The organism is Amycolatopsis bartoniae (assembly GCF_014191255.1).
In the GTDB taxonomy this organism is placed as follows: Bacteria; Actinomycetota; Actinomycetes; order Mycobacteriales; family Pseudonocardiaceae; genus Amycolatopsis_E; species Amycolatopsis_E bartoniae.
This window is the reverse complement of record NZ_JACHWH010000003.1, coordinates 486,199-503,940: the sequence shown is the minus strand read 5'-3', so window position 1 is coordinate 503,940 and position 17,742 is coordinate 486,199. Positions and strand designations below refer to the sequence as shown.

Sequence of the window (17,742 nt, the reverse complement as noted above, 5' to 3'; positions counted from 1 at the left end):
GCGATGCGCCCGGGGGGCACCGCGGCCGCCGGGGGTCCGCCTCGGGTCAGCGGTGGCCGCCGTGCTCATCCGCCGCGGCGGTCAGCGGACCTCCAGCCAGTCGAGGTTGATCGAGCCGGTGTCTCCGGACTCGTAGGACAGCGTGACCACCGGGTTCGCGCCGGTGAGCGGAACGCCGCCGAACGTCACGGTGCCCCAGGAGTCCCAGCTGCCGGAGACCTTCGGGAACGCCACCTGCCGCACCTTCCGGCCGTTCACGGACAACGTCATCGTGCGGGCGTCGTCGTTCGCGTTGGCGTACCGCAGTGTGAGCGTGCCCGTGCCCGCGGCGGCCGTGGTGCGGTGCACCGTGAAGGACGACGACGCGCCCTGCGCCCAGAGCCCGTCGAGGAAGGCGCGGCCCGAGTAGCCGGTGTGGTTCACGTTGGTCTTCACGCCACCGGTGTTGAGCGCGTCCTCCGCTTCGAGGTGCGCGGGATCGGGGCATCCGTGCAACGCCGTCGTGCCCGCCGTGTCCGGGCAAAGGTCCCGCGCGTCGGTCACGCCGTCACCGTCGCGGTCCCCGGCCGTCGCTCCGGTGAGGGTGATGTCGATGGTGTGCTTGCCGCGCAAGGAAGCCGGAATGTCGTTTCCCGGCACGTTTCCACCGTCCACAGTGAACGACCGGATCCGCGTGCCCGCGCCGTGCAGTGCGATGGTCAGGTCCGCGTCGCGGTAGTGCAGGTCCCGCAACGTCACGTCGCCCCAGCCCGCGGGCAGGTCCGGGGTGAACGACAGGCCGTGGTCGGTGAAGTCCATTCCGAACAGTCCGGAGTGGACCATGTCGAGGAACGCGGTGGCCGACCAGGTCTGGTCCGGTTCCGAGCCCCAGTGGAACTTCACGGTGTCGCCGAGTCGCTGCCAGCCGCCGTCGACGACGCCGGTGTTGCCGTTGTAGATCTCCCAGAACCCGCTGTTGTTGCCGGCGAGCTTGGCCAGGCGCGCGGTCTCGGACGCGAACGCGGCCTGGTCTCCCTGCTGGGAAAGCGCTTTCGCCCACAGGCCCTGCACGAGGGGCCACACGATCGCGTTGTGGCGGCCGGGCTGTTCGTCGGAGTAGCGCGTCCAGTTCGGGTACGTGTCCGGGATGCCCCACGGCATTTCCGTGGTGTGCGCGAGGATTGACCGGGCCTGCGCCGGGTTCGCGATGCCGAAGATCACCGCGAACGCGAGCCCGGTGCCTTCCTGGTACGCGCCGGTGGTGCCGTCGGCGAGCAGCAGGTAGTCGTACGACCCGGTCTCGGCGTTCCAGAAGTGCTTGTTGATGGCGGTTTTCAGCGCGGCGGCCTTGACGCGGTACCCGGTGACCTCCCAGCCGGGCCTGCCCAGCTTCTCCGCCATGTTCGCCAGGTTGGTGTACGCGGCGTAGTAGACCTCGTTGGTGCTCAGGAACATTCCGGTCGAGACGCCCGGCCAGGGCATGCTGCCGGTGCTCACGGACTCCGTGGCGTCGGCGGGCGGCGCGGGATAGCCGGCGATGCCGTCGTTGAAGAACGACGCGCCGGTGAACAGCCCGTACCGCGGGTTGAAGCCGGCCGTCGTGGCGTGCTCCCGGATCGCCAGCGTGTCGGCGGCCGTCCGGTAGGCGTTGCCGAGGAAGCCCGCGTCCCCCGTGACGAGGTAGTGGTGCCACGCGGCGGTCACCCAGATGACCTGGTCCCACTGCTGGTCGTCCTGCTGCACCCGCAGGTTGCCCGCGGCGTCCTTGTCGACCACCGCCCAGAGCGTGTTCTCCGCCAGCGCGGGCGAGAGCAGGCTCGTCGCGTTCCAGCTGTTCACCGACGCGTCGCGTGTCCACGGCTGGCCGTATCCCCCGCCCGCGCGGACGATCCCGGTGTCCGGGTCGAGCAGCCCGCTCTTGCCGTACCGCGCGGGGTCGGCCGCGATCGTGTTGGTCTGCAGCAGGTTCTTCAGCGCCTCGTCGTACGCGGTGCCGAAAAGCGCCTGACTGTCGGGGTTGGCGAACTCGAGCGAGGGCGTGGACGGGGGCGCAATCGCTTGCGCACCACCCGCCCCGTAGCCGAGGGCCGCACTGCACAGGGCCGCGGCGGCGAACATCGCGATACCCGCTCGGAGTTTGCGCACGTCTGGCATTGCACCACGCGGTAGCCGGTCTTTTCCCGTGGCACGGGGAATCCTGTCCTGTTCTGTCACCTGCCGCGCACGGTGAGCACCGCCGCCGCGGCCAGCGCGACCGCGAACAGCACGTAGGAGGCGAACAGGCCGCCGGTCTCGTCGGCCGAGCTCAAGGTGCCGCCGAGGGTGCGGCCCAGGAGCTGGCCGGTGCACTCGGCCGTGATGACCGCCGCGGCCAGCTCCGCCGCGGTGAAGCCACTCGTGCCCGCGGTGGTCGCCCGGAGGTACAGACCGGGATAGGCGAGCCCGACGCCGACTCCGGCCACGGCCCACGCGACGAGCGCCACGGCGAACGACCCGCCCGCGGCCAGGTCGGCCGCCAGCACGGCCGTGCCGAGGGCGGTCAGGCCCAGGCCGGCCGCGGGAAATCCCCGCGAGGTGAACCGCGTGGCGACCAGACTCGTCGCGGCCCAGCACAACGGTGCCGCGCTCAGCACGATCGCCGCCTGCCCGAGGCTCACCCGGAACCCGGCCGTCAGCAGCACGGTGACCAGGCTGTCCGCGCCGAAGTAGCCGACCGCGAACAACACCATGGCCGCGAGCGCGGCGGGAGTTCCCGGCCGCAGGCGCGCGGTCCCCTCGGGCAGGACCGCGACCGTCCCGGCGACGGTGACGAGCGTGCCGAGGACCGCGAGCGGCCACCGATCCCCGCTCAGCACCACGCACGCCGCGCCGAGCGGGATGCACAGGGTGCGCCACAGCGGCCGGGGCGCGCCGTGGTCCGGTGGGTCGTGCCGGACGGCACGCACGACGAGCAACCGTCCGAAGAGGACGAACGGTACCGGCACCAGCAACGTCCAGCGCCAGCCCACGAGGTGGTCCAGGCCGAGCGTCGCGGCCGGGCCCACCAGAGCCGGCAGGAGCCACATCGCCGACGACGCCGCGACCACCCGGAGGCGCACCCGGTCGTCGAGGTGCCGGATCGCGGAGCTGACCCCGAACACCGCCAGTAGCCCGCTGGCCAGGCCGGTGGCCAGTTGGCCCAGCGCGAACACCTCCGCGGACCGGGCGGTGGCGGCGAGGACGAGCCCGCCGGTGTAGGCGGCGATCCCGGCGGCCAGGGTGCCGCGCGTACCGAGCCGCCGCAGCACCCGGTCCGCCAGCGGCAGCGCGACGAACAACCCCAGCGTCGAGCCGGCGACCAGGAGCGCGAGCCGGTCCCGCGCGCCCAGGTCGCCGGCGACGACCGGCAGGAGGGTGGAAGCGACGAAACTGGTCACCGCGGCGGCGAACTCCAGCACGACGATCCCGACGGCGAGCAGCGGAAGCCCCGCGGATGGACGATCGCGAGCTACCCCCATCCGCCCGATGGTACCGAGCCGGGCGCCCTTCGCGGGTTCAGCCCGCCGCGTTCATCAGGTCGAGCGCGGACTGCTGCCGCGCCGCGTCGGGGGTGTCGAGGGGGCCCGCCCACATCAGGCCGTACTGGTCGGCGGTGTTGCGGTCGTTCGCGTACGCCGAGTTCGCCTGCCGTTGCAGGTACGCCGTGTACGGGTGGTCCGACAGCGCCGCGTTCAGCTGCGACAGCCCTCGCACGTACGCGCCCTTGAACGACGGGCCGTCGGGGCCACCGCCGCCCGCCGTCTCGCCCGGGTCGTGCAGGATTCCGTTGCTGTTGAGCGAAGTGCTCGTGGTGGACGCGTTCGCCAGCGCGCGGGCGCGGTCGAGCAGGCTGCTGTCGCCGGTCGCGCGGTAGAGCTGGGTCAGCGCCGCGAGCGGGACGCCCTGGTTGTACGTGTACACCGGGTTCCCGTCGTTGCGGCAGGTGCTCAGGTTCACGCCGTCGTTCACCAGGTTCTGCGAGTTGATCATGCCTGAGCCGGAATACCACGTCCAGCCCGCGCTTGCCCGGGAAAGATACGCGGTGTCGCCCGAAATCCTGTTGTGCAGCGCGGCGTTCAGCTCGATGTAGAGCGCGTTGGTGATCGCGTTCTTCGCGGTCCTCGTGGTGTTCCACCACACTCCGCCGCCGCATGTGCCGTCCCAGTACGCGAACATGTGGTCGGCGTCGGCGCGCGCCGTGTTGAGGTAGCGGCTGTCGCCGGTGAGGTCGTAGGCATCCACCCAGGCCAGGCCCCACCAGGCGGTGTCGTCGAGGTAGTCGTTGGTGAAGTTGCCGCCCTGCGCGCCGATATTGCGGTCGTAGGTGTTCGCGACCACGTAGGTGTAGCTGCCCATGCCGCTGGCGCGGATGTTGTCGATGATCGCCGTGACCGCGTTGGCGGAGTTCCACCAGCCCGTGGTGTCGAACAGCCCGGTGCCCTGGTTGTAGAAGCCCATGAGCGCGGTGGCCGCCGCCGTGCGCCGGTCGCCCGCGTTCCAGGTGGTGCGCGCCCAGCCGGTGCACACGATGCCGCCGCCGGAGGGCTGGCCGCACGCCCGCAGCAGCCCGACCGCGCGTGCGTTCCAGTCGTCGACGTTGTACATCAGTGTCCGCCAGCCGGAGTAGCCCGAGGGCGTGGTGGTGTTGCCGAGCCTGCTGCCCGAAGCCCACGTCCGGCCACCGTCGAAGGACCGGTCCAGCCACACCTGGTCCCCGGCGGCGCTGCCGCTGACCCCGGCCCAGCCCATGTCGTCGCCGTCGTCCAGGTGCAGCTCGAACCGGCGGGACCCGGACGTCACGGCCGTGGCGATCCGGTCCCCCGAAGTGAGCGCGGGATCCCTGGCGTCGCAGTACTTGTCGCAGATCGCGGCGGTCGCGGCCGGCGCCGCGTCGGCCACCGCGGGCACCGCCATCGCGGCGACGGTGGCCGCGGCGAGGAACGCGGCCTGGAACAGCGGGGGAAGTCTCCGTGGCATGGCACACCTCCGGGTCAGTCCCCCTCAGTGGACTGGACCATACGGCGGAGATCGCGCGGAGCACACCGCCGTGCAGGTGATGGGTACAGACCAATTCCGGCAGGGCGCCGGCACCTCACGCCGTGAAGCCGCCGTCGACCGGGAGCACCACGCCGTTGAGGTGGCTCGCCCGGTCGCTCAGCAGGAACGCCGCGGTGGCCCCGACTTCGCGGCCCGTGCCGGCCTTGCGCAGCGGCGTGGCGGCGATCCGTGCCTCCACCCCGCCGGGGATCGTCCGGCGCAGCTCGTCCAGCATCGGGCTTTCGGTGGGGCCCGGGGCGAGGACGTTGACGCGGATGCCGAGCGGCCCGAAGTCGTGGGCGGCGGTGCGGGTCAGGCCGATCACCGCGTGTTTCGTGGCCTGGTAGGCGCCCATGCCGGAGCTGCCGCGCAGCCCGCCGATGCTGCTCACGTTCACGATCGAGCCCGAGCCCTGCGCCGCCATGACGCGCACCTCCTCGCGGAGGCACAGCCACGTGCCCTTCACGTTCACCGCCAGTATGCGGTCGAAGTCCTCCTCCGGCACCGCGTCGAGGCGCCCGCCCTGGCCCATCGCGGCCGCGTTGAACGCCCCGTCGAGCCGGCCGAACCGCGAGACCGTGGCGTCGACGAACGCGGCGACGCTCGCCGCGTCGGCGACGTCGCCCGTGGCGTACGCGACGTCGTGCCCCGCCGACTCCAGGTCTTTCGCCAGCGCCGCAAGGGGTTCCTCGGTGCGGGCGACGAGCATCACCGACGCGCCGTCCTCCGCGAACACGCGGGCGGCCTCCGCCCCGATCCCCGAACTCGCCCCGACGACGAGGATGGTCTTTCCGGCGAGCATCAGCTTTCCTTTCCCCGCAGGGCGAGCATCGCCCGTGCCTCGGCCGGGGTCGCGACCTGCTTGCCCAGGTCCTCCACCACGGCCCGGATCTTGGTGACCTGCTGGGCGTTGCTCTCCGCGAGCCGCCCCTTGCCGAGCCACAGGCTGTCCTCCAGCCCGACCCGGACGTGGCCGCCGAGCCACGCGCTGTGCGTGCCGAACGCCAGCTGGTCGCGCCCGCCGGCGAACGCGGAGAACGTGTAGTCGTCGCCGAAGAGCTTGTCGGCGATGCGCACCATGTGCTCCAGGTTCGCGTGGTCCGCGCCGATCCCGCCGAGAACGCCGAACACGCCCTGGATCAGCAGAGGCGGCTTCGCCAGGCCCTTGTCGGCGAAGTACGCGAGCGAGTACAGGTGCCCGATGTCGTAGCACTCGTACTCGAAGCGGGTGCCGGACTCCCCCAGCGTCCGCAACGTGTTCTCGATGCTGTCGAACGTGTTGACGAACGGGTGGGAGTAGGTGTTGAGCACGTAGGGTTTCTCCCAGTCGTGCTGCCACTCCGTCACCTTGTCGGCGATGCCGGAGTAGACGAAGTTCATCGAGCCCATGTTCAGCGACGCCAGCTCCGGCCGCAGCCGCAGCGCCGCCGCGAGCCGCTGTTCCATGGTCATCGACGACGCGCCGCCGGTGGTGATGTTGATGACGGCGTCGGTCCGCTCGGTGATGCGCCCGACGATCTTCTCGAACACCTCCGGGTCTGCCGTGGGCCGCCCGTCGGGCTCGCGGGCGTGCAGGTGCACGACGGCCGAGCCCGCTTCGACCGCCTCCAGCGCGGACTCGGCGACCTCGTCGGCGGACAGCGGCAGGTAGGGACTCTGGGACGGCACGTTGACCGACCCCGTGACCGCCGTGGTGATGATGACCTTCTCAGCTGCACGCATCAGTTCTCCGAATCGGTGAGGGCCCGGTAGGCGTCGAGCTTGGCGTCGTCGAGCGGGCCGAGGAGGCTGACGGCCACCTGGGTCGCGCCCGCGTCGTACTGCCGCCGCAGCGCCTCGCGCACCTGCTCCGGGGTGCCGCCGGCGACGAGCGCGTCGACCAGCAGGTCCGACCCGGGCGGCGCCAGGTCGGCGTCGGTGAACCCGAGCCGCGTCAGCTTCGCGATCTGGTGCGGCAGCGTCAGGTAGTAGGCCAGGCGCCGGCGGGCGACCTCACGCGCGGCGGCGCGGTCCCGGCCCACCACCGCCCACTGCACGACCGACAGGAACAGGTCCGGACCGACGGTCTCCCGCGCCCACCGGGTGTGCTCCGGCGGAACGAGGAACGTGATCAGCCCGTCGGCGCGTTCGGCCGCCAGCCGGGTGATTCCGGGCGAGTAGGCACCCAGCACCCGTGGCACGCCCGCGGCCACCTTGTCGACGCCGTCGAGGTACTCGCGCAGGAACGGCAGCGGCCCGGTCCCGCGTGCACGGACAGCACCGCTGACCCCGAGGCCCAGGACGTACCGTCCCGGATAGCCCTCGGCGAGGCCCCGCGCCGCCGACCCCGCCGACTTCGGCACGCGTTCGAGCGCGCGGGCCACGCCGTTGCCGACGACCAGCCGCTCCGTCGACGCCAGCACCAGGGCCGCGGTCGTGAACGCCTCGCGGCCGTTGATCTCCGGAAGCCACACCATCCGGTGGCCGTACTCTTCGAGCCTCCGCACGAACCGGACGACGCCTTCGTGATCGAGGTCGTCCAGCTCGGCCAGCGACAATGCCGTGCGGGGCAGCGAAAGCGTCATCCCGCCGCGTCCCGGAACGCCGTGACCAGCCCGCGCGCGGCCTCGGCCAGCATCGACGTGTCGTTGCTCAGCAGCACGAAGTCGCACCCGTCACGGACCGCCTGCGCCGCGCGGGCCGGGACACCGCCGAACGCGAGGCCGCAGCGTTTGCCCGCCGCGTGCGCGGCCTCGATCGCCGACGCGACCAGCTCCAGCACCTCGGGTGAGGCCGGGGTGCTGCCCATCGACATCGACAGGTCGGCCGCACCCACGAACACCGCGTCCACGGTGTCCAGTGCCAGCATCTCCGGCGCCGCCTTGATCGCCTCGACGCTTTCCAGCTGCGGGATGCACAGCACGTCGTCGTTGCCGGTCGCGAGGTACTCGGCGTTCGGGCGCAGCCCCCACGCCCCGGCTCGGCTGGTGCCACCCGCGCCGCGGACGCCTTGGGGCGGGAACCGGCACGCCTGCCCCACCGCGGCCGCCTGCTCGACGGTGTCGACGTGCGGCACGAGGATGCCCATGGCGCCCGCGTCGAGGATCTTCTGGATCGTCGACGGCGTCTTGTCCGGCACCCGCACCAGCGGCGCCAGGCCGAGTGCGGCCGCCGAGTTGATCATCTGGTACGCGGTCTGCAGGTCCAGCGGCGCGTGCTCCAGGTCGACCACGACGAAGTCGAACCCGGCGTAGGCCATGATCTCCACCGGTTCGCCCGACGCGATCTTCAGCCAGGTGCCGACGGGAGTCCGGTCGCGGGAGAACAGCCCACCGCCCGTGCGCGCGCTCACGGCATCGGGTAGTCGTCGGCGTTCAGGACCCAGCCCGGTTTCTCCGAGAAGTCCACCCGCGGCGGGCTGAAGATGTCGATCAGCTGGTTCACGCCCGGGGCGCTCGCCGCGGAGGTGTGCACGGTGGGCGGCGGGATGATCGTGACCGACGGGCTGCCGATCCGCACGTGCTCGTCCTCGCGCCAGGCGGTGCTGTCGGTGAGCCAGGGCGTGCGGATGTGGTGCACGTACTCCCCTTGCACGGCAAGGGAAAGCTGCTCGAAGTCGTCGTGCGAGTGCGGCGACAGCTTACGCGGGTCCCGTGGCCCGTCCTGCAGCGGCAGGAAGTTCACCATGAACGAGCGGGTGCGGAAGATGCGGCCGAACCGCTTCGGATCGTCGGGCACCTCGGACAGCGGGTAGACGCGGACCCGTTGTCCGCCAACGGGTTCCGGCCAGCGCCGCAACAAGGACACCCGCGGGGCGTCCTGCGCGTAGGCGTCGGCGTTCGCCACGCGGTCGCGCCACGCCGGTTCGGTCGCCTCGACCAGCCGCACGAGCGGCCCGTCGCCGTGCACGCTGATCCGCGAGGCGCCGGGCGGGACGACGACGAGCCCGGGCTCGGTCACCTTCGTCGCGCCGTCGGCGGTGAGCACTGTGAACGCCGGTGACGCGTCCGTGACGATCACCGCCAGTTCGCCTTCCAGCGTCCCGTTGTCGAGGTCGTCACCGGCGTGCGCATCGGTGTGCACCAGGATGACGTTCTGCGCCCGCACGACCGGGTGCTCGCGCAGGTCGAAGTACTGCGGCGCCGCGATGGCGTCGCCGCTGTCGGGCCGGGCCGCGGTGGCGAGCGCCGACCGGGGATCGTCCTTTTCGTACACCGGGGAGTCCTTTCAGGCGTCCAGGTTGAGCAGGTACGTCGGGTTGTCACGGACCATCCGTCGTAGGTCCTTTTCGGACAGACCGAGGTCGAGCAGCGCCTCGCTCACCCGCAGCCACGCGTCGACCGGCTTCGGGTTGGCCTTCTGCCCGAAGTCCGAGGCCAGCACGGTGTGCTCGGGGCCCAGCGCCTCGATCCAGTTCAGCAGCTGCTTCGGGTCCCACTTCTGCGTGCCCTCGGGGTCGTACATGCCGACCTCGTGCTCGACGAACGCACCCAGCTCGATCAGCTCGCGGCACAGGTCCGGGTCGGCACCGATCACGAAGTCCGGGTGGCTCACCACCATCCGCGTGATGCCGCGGTCCTTCGCCGCCTGGAAGAGCGTGCGGATGTACTCGGGGTACATGTGGCCGCCGTTGACGACGGCCTCCTGCTCCTTGATCTCGTCGAGGATCTCGCCCGCCTCGGGCCTGAGCTCCCCGCGCTCGTCGACGATGTCGATGCGCTCCAGGGTCAGCGGCACCGTGGTGGTGGGGAACGCGCCGTCCTCGGGGTGGCATTCGATGTGCCTGCCGGAGGAGATCGTCGGGAACCACACGACCTTGCCACCCATGCGCAGGCACATGCGCACGGCGTGCACGTTGAGCCCGCCCACCGTGCTGTTGAGCGCGATGCCGCCGAACGCCTGCGCGGCCACGCCGGCGAACCGGCCCTTCATCGCGAGGATGTCCATCTGCGTGTTGTGGTGGTGGGACTTCGCGACCATCGCGCGCATCCCGATCCGCGCGCCGTCCTGCGCGGCCTCGACGTGGTCGAAGCGCCGGGGGAACGGGCTGGGGCCGGAGTGGACGTGCATGTCGACCAGACCGTCCAGAACGGCGGCGACGGCGGGACGCTGGCTCATAGGGACGCCCTTCGTTCGTAATGTGAAGTCACAGTTCACTATAGGACCGTTAGTCAACCCCGTCGAGCCTCTTGTGCCAGCACTTCGGCCTGATTACGGTATGGGCTGTTCACTTCGCGAACTGGAAGTTCGGAGGACGACGATGTCCACACCGTCCCCTGCCACGGAACCGACCGCGGCCCTGGACCCGCCCCGCACCGCGCACGCCCCGGATCCCGCCAAGGTCCGCGCCGCCGTGCGCGGCGGCACGCTCGCCTACTTCGTCGACCAGTTCGACATCTACCTGCCGATCGTCGTGCTGGCCCCGGCGACGGCCTACTTCCAGGCGGCGAACCTGAGTGCGAGCACGACGGCCCTGCTGTCGTCGCTGGTGTTCGCCTCGACGCTCATCGGGCGCCCGCTCGGCGCGATCATCTTCGGCCACTTCGCGGACACCGTCGGGCGCAAGCGCACGACACTCGTGGCCGTCGGCGGGTTCGGCACGATCACGCTCGCGACCGCGTGCCTGCCCGGCCACGAGACGATCGGCGTGTGGTCGGTCGGCCTGCTGATCGCGTTGCGGTTCGTCGACGGGATCTTCCTCGGCGGCGAGTACACCACCGCTGTCCCGCTGGCGATGGAGTGGAGCCCGCGGCACAAACGCGGCCTGTACGCCTCGATCATCACCTCGACCTCGCCCGGCGCGTACGTCATGATCGCCGCGATCACCCTGCTGATGCTCCAGCTGCTGCCGTCGCAGGGCCTGCACAGCGCCTACGTGCAGTGGGGCTGGCGGGTGCCGTTCGTCATCGGCGCGCTGCTGGCCGTGGTGCTGTTCCGCTACTACCTGCGCCAGGTGCACGAACCGCCGGCGGCGGTGACCGGCGAGCGGCACAAGCTCCCGTTCGTGCGGCTGCTGGCGCGCTACCCGAAGGCGCTGGCCCAGGTGTTCGTGCTGATGACCGGCACCTGGCTGGCCACCAACATGGAGGCCGCCGTGACGCCCGGGCAGCTGGCCTCGCACCTGCACCTGTCGAGCAAGCAGGTCACGCTCACCATGCTGGTGATCAACGCCGCCGCGGCGCTGTCGTACCCGCTGTTCGGCCTGCTGTCGCAGCGGATCGGGCGGCGCCGGTTCTACATCGGCTACGGCCTGTCGGTCGTGGTGCTCGGCGCCGGGTCCTACTCCCTGCTGATGGTGTCGCACAGCGGTTTCGGCGCGGCGCTCGGGTGGGGCGTGCTGATCGGGATCTTCACCGTGGGCACGTTCGGCCCCATCGCGGCCTACCTGACCGAGCGCTTCCCGGCGAGCATCCGCTCCACCGCGTACGGCGTCGGCTACAGCCTCGCCCTGATCGCGCCCGCGTTCTACCAGTTCTACCTGCAGCGCCTCGACGGCGTGCTGCCCGCGCACCTGGCACCGGCCGTGCTGATCGCGCTCGCCGGGCTGCTGATCAGCCTCGGCGGTTTCCTCGGCCCGGAGACGAAGGACGTCGACATGGCCGACGACCGCACGATCCCCGGACTGTCCTGAGTGGACGTGCTGCGCACCGCCAACCCGGTGTGGGTGGGCTCGTCGGAACTGACCATGACGCTCGACGGCATCACCGCGTGCATCGACGCGGGAGCCGGGGCCGTGGTGGCGAAGTCGGTGAACGAGAGCGCCGCCGCGCGGCGGCAGCTGGACATCGCCGGCTACGCCTTCGTCTCCGGCGACCGGCGGGTCCGCCCCACCGGTTCGGCCGACCTCGGCGACGGGCTGCTGAACCGGTCCGGGCTCGCGCAGGTGGAGCTGGACGAATGGCTCGGCGTGCTGGCCGCCGCGGTCGAGCACGGCGCGCCGGGGAACTGCCCGGTGCTCGGCAGCATCACCCTCGGCGACGCGAACGCGGCCGCCCGGATCGGGCGTGCCATGGCGGCGGTGGTGCCCGCCGTCGAACTGAACGTCGGCGCGCCCCACGGCCGGGAGGCCCGCGCGGTGCGCCAGCTGACCGAAGTGGACGCCGTGCACGACGCGGTGCGGACCGTGCGGGCCGCGGTCGACGTGCCGCTGTTCGTCAAGCTGCCCGGGCAGGCGTCCGACGTCGTGGCGCTCGCCCGGGCCGCGCGCTCGGCCGGGGCGGACGCCGTCGGGCTCGTCGGCCGCTACCCGGGTTTCCTGCCGGACCTCGACGGCGGCGCGGTGCTCGGGTCGTGGGGCGCGTGGGGCTCACCGGCGTGCCTGCCGATGAGCCTGTACTGGGTCGCCAAAACGCGTCTCGCGCTCGGTCCCGGTACGCCGCTGATCGGCACGAACGGCGCGCGCACCGCGGCGGACGTACTGCGGTTCCTGGCCTCGGGTGCCCGTGCCGTCGAGGTCGTCACCGCACTGTGGATCAAGGGGCCCGGCGTGCTGGCGGACCTGGTCGCCGGAGTCGAGGCGTACCTGTCCGGGCGCGATCCGGAGGAGTTCGCCGGCAGCGCCCTCGCCGGGACGCGGGACTACGCGGACATCCCGCCGAACCCGTCGCCCGCCTGGCTGCCCTACACCGCGCCGTCCGGGCGGTAGTGGCCGCCGAGCTCGTGGGTGAGACCGCGGGCGGTGTCGATGACCACGCGCAGCTCCGGCGCGTCGTCGGACATCGAGAGCGTGTTGTCCGGGCCGACGATGGCGATGGTGGCGCAGATGCCGTACTCGTCGAAGACCGGGGCGGCCACCGCGACCACGCCGGGCGTGCTCATCGCCGTGCAGTAGCCGACCTCGCGGACGCGCTCGACCTCGGCGCGCAGCTCGTCCCGCGCCGGGCCGGGCAGGTTCGCCATCAGGCGCTCCATCGACAGCTGGTCGGCGTGGTAGGCGAGGAAGACCTTGCTCTGCGCCGTGTCCATCGGCAGGTGGCTGCCGACGCGCACGGACACGATCACGATGGTCGAGGTGTTCTCCTCCACCCGCGACACCACCGGGCCGGTGAGGCCCCACAGGCTGAGCACGACACTGCACTGCGTGGCGCGCGAAAGGGCCTGCATGTGCCGCGGCGCGAGGTTGACGACCCGGCGGTGGCCGATGGCGAACGCGCCCAGCTGCAGCAGCAGGGCGCCGGGCACGTAGCCGCCCTCGGCGCTGCGTTCGAGCAGGCCGGCCGCGACCAGCGAGGTGCAGTACCGGTACGCGGTGGTGCGGTTGAGGTCCAGCCGCTCGGCGACCATCCCCGGCGTCACCTCGGGCGTGGCCGGGTCGAACAGCGACAGGATCTGGCTGACCCGGCTCACGGCCTGGATGTCGGCCTGGTCGCCCCCGCGGGCCGCGTCCGACCGGGTCGGTTTGGTCACGGGAGCCTCCGCCGGACGGTGATCGAGAGCCTGGGAACGCTGTTCACTTCGTGAACACGCCTCGTGAGGCTACCCGAAGCGGGACCGGTTCCGCCGGAGGACCGGGGACAGCGCCGAACGCCGGGAAATCCCGGTTTTTCCGCCGCCGCGGCGGGGTACCACGCGGTGACCGGACTCCGGTCCGCGCCGCCTGCAGCCACCGGGCGTCCCTCCCTCCGCACGCCGAAAGGCGGGTCCCCGTGCTGATGTCACTGGCAGGCCGCTGGCAGTTCGAGCTCGTCTCGTACGACGACGACGCCACTCCTTATCCGCTGCTCCTGCTCGAACCGGGTGGGCCGGACGAACACCGGTGCCTCGTCGCGGTGCTGGCCCGCGCCGGGCTGGCCCCGCTCAACCCGTGGGAGTGGCGCCACGGCCTGTGGCCGCTCGCCGCGGGCTGCCGCGTCCTCGCCGCCGCCGACGGAACCGGCCTCATCGTGGCCGCCGCGGGTCACCACCTGCGCGTCGGCACCGGCCCGCTGGCGATGCCGGAGGACTGGATCGCCACCACCGCCGAGCGGCGGCAGACGCTGCTGATCCTGCTCCCCCCGAGGGCGGCGGGCGAACCCCGCACGCTGGTCACCGACATCCCGGACCTGGACGAACTCGCCCAGCGGCACCGGTACCTCATCGGCCTCGCCGCCGCGGGGACGGACTGACCTCCGGAGGCGGGCGGGCGGGGCTGGTCAGGCCGCGGGGAAGCAGCGGCGGCCGCCAACGCGGTCGGGCCCATGCGGTCGTGGCGATGGGCCGGAAATCCGGTGATGGCAGGCCCCGCGTCGTGACGGGCCGGGGAAACAGCGACCCGATCAGACCACCAGGAAGCAGCGGCGAGCCCACGGAGGGCCAGCCCCCCACCAGGAAGCAGTGGCGGCCTCACGAGAGGCCCGGCCACCGGGACACCCGGAAAGCAGCGACCCCACGAAGCGCCCCACCGGACGCCGGGAAGCAGCGGCGGCCGCACGAAAGGCGCACTTCACACTCCCGCCCGTTACGGTGGCAGTTCCTGCGACGGGGCGCCGGTCGAGGTGGTGCTTCTCGCGGGTTGACTGCGGTCCTCGGCGTCGCCGTTCGCGTGGCGGGCGCGGATCAGCGCGCGGCTCTCCTCGTCCGGGTCCGGGCGCAGCAGGCTGCCCGGCACCGGGGTGCCCGCCAGGCCCAGCTTGTTCACCTTCTTCGGCAGCGGCGCGCCCTGGTACTCCAGCGGCAGCGGGTGCCCGTGCCCGTCCACGCCGCCGAGTGGCTGGTGGATCTCGATGAACTCGCCGTGCGGCAGCCGCTTGATGATGCCCGTCTCGATGCCGTGCTCCAGCACCTCGCGGTCGGCCCGCTGCAGACCCAGGCAGATCCGGTACGTCAGGAAGTACGCCAGCGGCGGCACCACCAGCAGCCCGATGCGGCCCGCCCAGATCGTGGCGTTCAGGGAGATGTCGAAGTTTAGCGCGATGATGTCGTTGAACCCCGACAGCTCCAGCAGCATGAAGAAGCTCAGCGCCATGATGCCGATGCTGGTGCGCACCGGCGCGTCACGCGGGCGCTGCAGCAGGTTGTGGTGCGCGGTGTCCCCCGACAGCCTGCGTTCGAGGAACGGGTAGGTCAGCAGCAGGGTGAACAGCACCGTCAGCCCGATGGCCCCGGCGAAGAACACCGGCGGCACCGTGTACCGGCCCAGGTACAGCTCCCACGCCGGGAACACCCGCAGCACGCCGTCGGCCCAGGCGAGGTACCAGTCCGGCTGCGAGCCCGCCGAGACCTGCGCCGGGTTGTAGGGCCCGATGTTCCAGATCGGGTTGATCTGGAAGACCCCCGCCATCAGGGCGAGACCGCCGGTGACGATCGCGAACAAGGCCCCGGCCTTGAGCGCGAACACCGGCATGATCCGCACGCCGACGACGTTGGTCTCCTTGCGCCGCACGCCCGGGAACTGCGTGTGCTTCTGGTACCACACCAGCGCCAGGTGCACCCCGACCAGCGCCAGCATGATCCCCGGCAGCAGCAGGATGTGCAGCGAGTACATGCGCGGCACGATCACGTCACCCGGGAACTCCCCGCCGAACAACGCCCAGTGCAACCACGTGCCGATCACCGGGACCGACAGCACGATGCCGGACAACGTCGCGCGCACCCCGGTGCCGGACAGCAGGTCGTCCGGCAGCGAGTAGCCGAAGAAGCCCTCGAACATCCCGAGGATCAGCAACAGGCCCCCGATGAGCCAGTTCGCCTCACGCGGACGGCGGAACGCGCCGGTGAAGAAGATCCGGCACATGTGCACCATCATCGCCGCCACGAACACGAGCGCCGCCCAGTGGTGCAGCTGCCGCACGAACAACCCGCCGCGCACGTCGAACGAGATGTCCAGCGTCGTCGCGAACGCCCGCGACATCTCCACGCCCTGCAGGTCCCGGAAGCTGCCCTGATAGGTGACCTCGCGCATCGACGGGTCGAAGAACAACGTCAGGTACACGCCCGTCGCGATCAGCACGATGAAGCTGTACAGCGCCAGCTCCCCGAGCAGGAACGACCAGTGCGTGGGGAACACCTTGTTCAGCTGCCGCCGCAGGCCCGCCGAGGCGTGATAACGCTGGTCGACGTTCCGGGCCGCCTCCGTGCTTCGGCGCGACAGGAATCCGGCCCGTCTGGTCGGCGTCACAGGGCTCATGATGGCCTCCCGCCCCCGGGATCGCCCGGGACACCACCAGTGAAACACCGTCCGCGTAGATTGTCGCGGGGTCGAGCGAAAGGAAACGCGCGGTGGCAGGACGCCTGGAGCGGATGCGGTTCGGTGGGGTCGACGTGCTCGTGGAAACGGTGCCGGTGCCGGGTTCGGAACCGACGTCACGGCTGAGCGACGCGGGCGGCCGGGCGGTGGACCTGCTCGAGACGGCCCAGGAGGTCATCGTGAGCACCGCACGCTCCACCGCGGAGATGTTCGGCAGGCTGGAGAACGCCGTGTCCCCGGACAAGCTGGAGATCGAGTTCGGGCTGGGGTTCTCGGCGAAGGGCAACATCATCGTCGCGGGTGGTTCCCTCGACGCGACGGTCAAGGTGAAGCTGACCTACGAGGCCGGGCCCCGCGCCTGATCAGCCCCGGGGTGGCGCGGACAGCGCCAGCACGTGGTCGGCGACCAGGTCACGCCGCCCGTCCTCGGCCCGGTACAGCGGGCCGGTGCGGCAGTAGGCCGGGTCCGTGTCCGCCCCCGGCGGCCGCGGGCCGGTGCAGGACGGGACGGCGAGCTCCATCCGGGCCGGGCCGATCTCGCGGGCGGAGGTGACGCCCTCGCCCGCGTCGGGCACCCACCGGTTGCCGTCCAGCCGCCACACCGAGGACGGCCGGACGGGCACCTGCTTCTCGTCCTCGGCCTGCTTGCCCTCGTCGCACGTCCACGAGGAAATCGTGGCGTAGAGCCGGTTTTCGCGTCCCCACCACAGGTCGTGGACCTCGATCCCGCCCTGCGTGCCGCGGACGTACCCGGGCGGATACGCCTGGGACAGGTCGGTCTTCGTCGCGTGCCCGGCGGTGTCGACGAGGTAGACCGGGAAGTCCGCCACGCACTCCCCCGGAGCCGGCCGGAACGCCACCGCGAATCCGCCGTCGCCGCCGGAGCTCGCCGTCGCCACCGGGTAGTCGTTCGACTCGAACCGGCCCACCGCGACGCCCTCCGGATCCCCGATCCGCACGAGCTCCACCCGCTGGAAGTAGGTGTTGCGCTGCCCGGAAACGCCCTGCCGGGTCAGCAGCCTGCCGCCGCCGGAGGTGAGGAACATCCGCAGGTAGCTGCTGTCGGCGGCAGGCGGGAATGCGACGGGCGTGGGGTGTGCGGGGTCGGCGAGGTCGAGCGTGGTGAACGTGGACCGCGATTCGGACTCCCAGGTCATCAGCAGCAGGGACGAGCCGCCCGCCGCGGCGAGGTCGTCGCAGTGGGGGCAGGGACTGCGGTGCTGCTCCCCCGACCGCACGTCGACCCACAGCAGTTCCGTCTCCTGCGGGTCCTCCTGGCGGATCGCGGTGTCGGACAGGACCGCGACGCGCTGGCCGTCGTCGGTCCACACCACCTTGTCGTGCATCGGGTCGGCGAGGTCGAAGATCCGGCTCACCCGGCTGACCACCGTGCGGTCCCGCATCACCACCAGTTCGCGCTCGGTCGTGTAGGCGTAGGTGCCGTCGTCGGCGGCGGACGAGCCCGCGAAGGGCTTGACCACCACGACGACCGTGACCGCTGCCGCGAGCAGCACGACCGCCGCCAGCAGCACGAGCAGCGTCTTGACCCGCACGCGATCTCCCTT

General features: G+C 71.6%; 16 protein-coding genes. 4 read left to right on the top strand and 12 right to left on the bottom strand.

Annotated elements, in window-relative coordinates:
- Positions 1 to 81 precede the first annotated feature (81 nt).
- From FHX82_RS19085 to FHX82_RS19045, 9 genes are all read right to left on the bottom strand, one after another.
- Positions 82 to 2,124 (bottom strand): glycosyl hydrolase family 65 domain-containing protein, encoded by a 2,043-nt coding sequence (locus tag FHX82_RS19085; RefSeq protein ID WP_229880611.1) that lies wholly within the window; start codon positions 2,122 to 2,124, stop codon positions 82 to 84.
- Between the two features lie 65 nt (positions 2,125 to 2,189).
- The gene (locus tag FHX82_RS19080) at positions 2,190 to 3,476 is read right to left on the bottom strand and encodes an MFS transporter (RefSeq protein ID WP_145934180.1); all 1,287 of its coding nucleotides are present in this window, start codon (positions 3,474 to 3,476) and stop codon (positions 2,190 to 2,192) included.
- Positions 3,477 to 3,513: 37 nt separating this feature from the next.
- On the bottom strand, positions 3,514 to 4,974 hold the full coding sequence (locus FHX82_RS19075; protein ID WP_183176705.1) for a glycoside hydrolase family 76 protein: 1,461 nt from the start codon (positions 4,972 to 4,974) through the stop codon (positions 3,514 to 3,516).
- Between the two features lie 115 nt (positions 4,975 to 5,089).
- A complete protein-coding gene (locus tag FHX82_RS19070; protein WP_145934181.1) occupies positions 5,090 to 5,836 on the bottom strand; it encodes an SDR family NAD(P)-dependent oxidoreductase in 747 nt (248 codons plus the stop codon).
- Positions 5,836 to 6,756: a 3,5-dioxohexanoate:acetyl-CoA acetone transferase gene (kce, locus tag FHX82_RS19065; RefSeq protein ID WP_145934182.1), complete on the bottom strand. Its 921-nt coding sequence runs from the start codon at positions 6,754 to 6,756 to the stop codon at positions 5,836 to 5,838. Before kce ends, FHX82_RS19070 begins: the two co-directional genes overlap by 1 nt.
- A complete protein-coding gene (locus tag FHX82_RS19060; RefSeq protein WP_145934183.1) occupies positions 6,756 to 7,598 on the bottom strand; it encodes an LLM class flavin-dependent oxidoreductase in 843 nt (280 codons plus the stop codon). Before FHX82_RS19060 ends, kce begins: the two co-directional genes overlap by 1 nt.
- Entirely contained in the window at positions 7,595 to 8,365 is a 771-nt protein-coding gene (locus tag FHX82_RS19055; protein WP_145934184.1) for an HpcH/HpaI aldolase family protein, read from the bottom strand. Before FHX82_RS19055 ends, FHX82_RS19060 begins: the two co-directional genes overlap by 4 nt.
- Positions 8,362 to 9,228, bottom strand: a complete 867-nt coding sequence (locus tag FHX82_RS19050) for a cupin domain-containing protein (RefSeq protein WP_145934185.1) — start codon at positions 9,226 to 9,228, stop codon at positions 8,362 to 8,364. Before FHX82_RS19050 ends, FHX82_RS19055 begins: the two co-directional genes overlap by 4 nt.
- 12 nt (positions 9,229 to 9,240) lie before the next feature.
- Positions 9,241 to 10,131 carry a DUF6282 family protein gene (locus FHX82_RS19045; RefSeq protein ID WP_145934186.1) on the bottom strand — a complete coding sequence of 297 codons (891 nt, stop codon included), beginning with the start codon at positions 10,129 to 10,131 and terminating at the stop codon, positions 9,241 to 9,243.
- A gap of 142 nt (positions 10,132 to 10,273) precedes the next feature.
- On the opposite strand from FHX82_RS19045, the gene FHX82_RS19040 reads away from it, so the two are divergent.
- Both FHX82_RS19040 and FHX82_RS19035 read left to right on the top strand, forming a co-directional pair.
- Positions 10,274 to 11,644, top strand: a complete 1,371-nt coding sequence (locus FHX82_RS19040; RefSeq protein ID WP_145934187.1) for an MFS transporter — start codon at positions 10,274 to 10,276, stop codon at positions 11,642 to 11,644.
- The gene (locus tag FHX82_RS19035; protein WP_145934188.1) at positions 11,645 to 12,658 is read left to right on the top strand and encodes a dihydroorotate dehydrogenase; all 1,014 of its coding nucleotides are present in this window, start codon (positions 11,645 to 11,647) and stop codon (positions 12,656 to 12,658) included.
- Here FHX82_RS19035 and FHX82_RS37740 read toward each other — a convergent pair.
- Positions 12,634 to 13,419, bottom strand: a complete 786-nt coding sequence (locus tag FHX82_RS37740) for an IclR family transcriptional regulator (RefSeq protein ID WP_145934189.1) — start codon at positions 13,417 to 13,419, stop codon at positions 12,634 to 12,636. The two genes, FHX82_RS19035 and FHX82_RS37740, sit on opposite strands and share 25 nt — an antisense overlap.
- A gap of 239 nt (positions 13,420 to 13,658) precedes the next feature.
- On the opposite strand from FHX82_RS37740, the gene FHX82_RS19025 reads away from it, so the two are divergent.
- Positions 13,659 to 14,117 carry a hypothetical protein gene (locus FHX82_RS19025; RefSeq protein ID WP_145934190.1) on the top strand — a complete coding sequence of 153 codons (459 nt, stop codon included), beginning with the start codon at positions 13,659 to 13,661 and terminating at the stop codon, positions 14,115 to 14,117.
- 332 nt (positions 14,118 to 14,449) lie between these two features.
- On the opposite strand, the gene qcrB is transcribed toward FHX82_RS19025, so the two are convergent.
- Complete coding sequence (gene qcrB / locus FHX82_RS19020; RefSeq protein WP_183176735.1) at positions 14,450 to 16,120, bottom strand: cytochrome bc1 complex cytochrome b subunit; 1,671 nt, start codon at positions 16,118 to 16,120, stop codon at positions 14,450 to 14,452.
- An 89-nt stretch (positions 16,121 to 16,209) separates the two neighbouring features.
- Between qcrB and FHX82_RS19015 the strand changes: the two genes are divergently transcribed.
- Positions 16,210 to 16,539 (top strand): CU044_2847 family protein, encoded by a 330-nt coding sequence (locus FHX82_RS19015; protein WP_145934192.1) that lies wholly within the window; start codon positions 16,210 to 16,212, stop codon positions 16,537 to 16,539.
- On the opposite strand, the gene FHX82_RS19010 is transcribed toward FHX82_RS19015, so the two are convergent.
- On the bottom strand, positions 16,540 to 17,730 hold the full coding sequence (locus FHX82_RS19010; RefSeq protein ID WP_145934193.1) for a hypothetical protein: 1,191 nt from the start codon (positions 17,728 to 17,730) through the stop codon (positions 16,540 to 16,542). It lies immediately after the preceding gene.
- Positions 17,731 to 17,742: the final 12 nt, after the last annotated feature.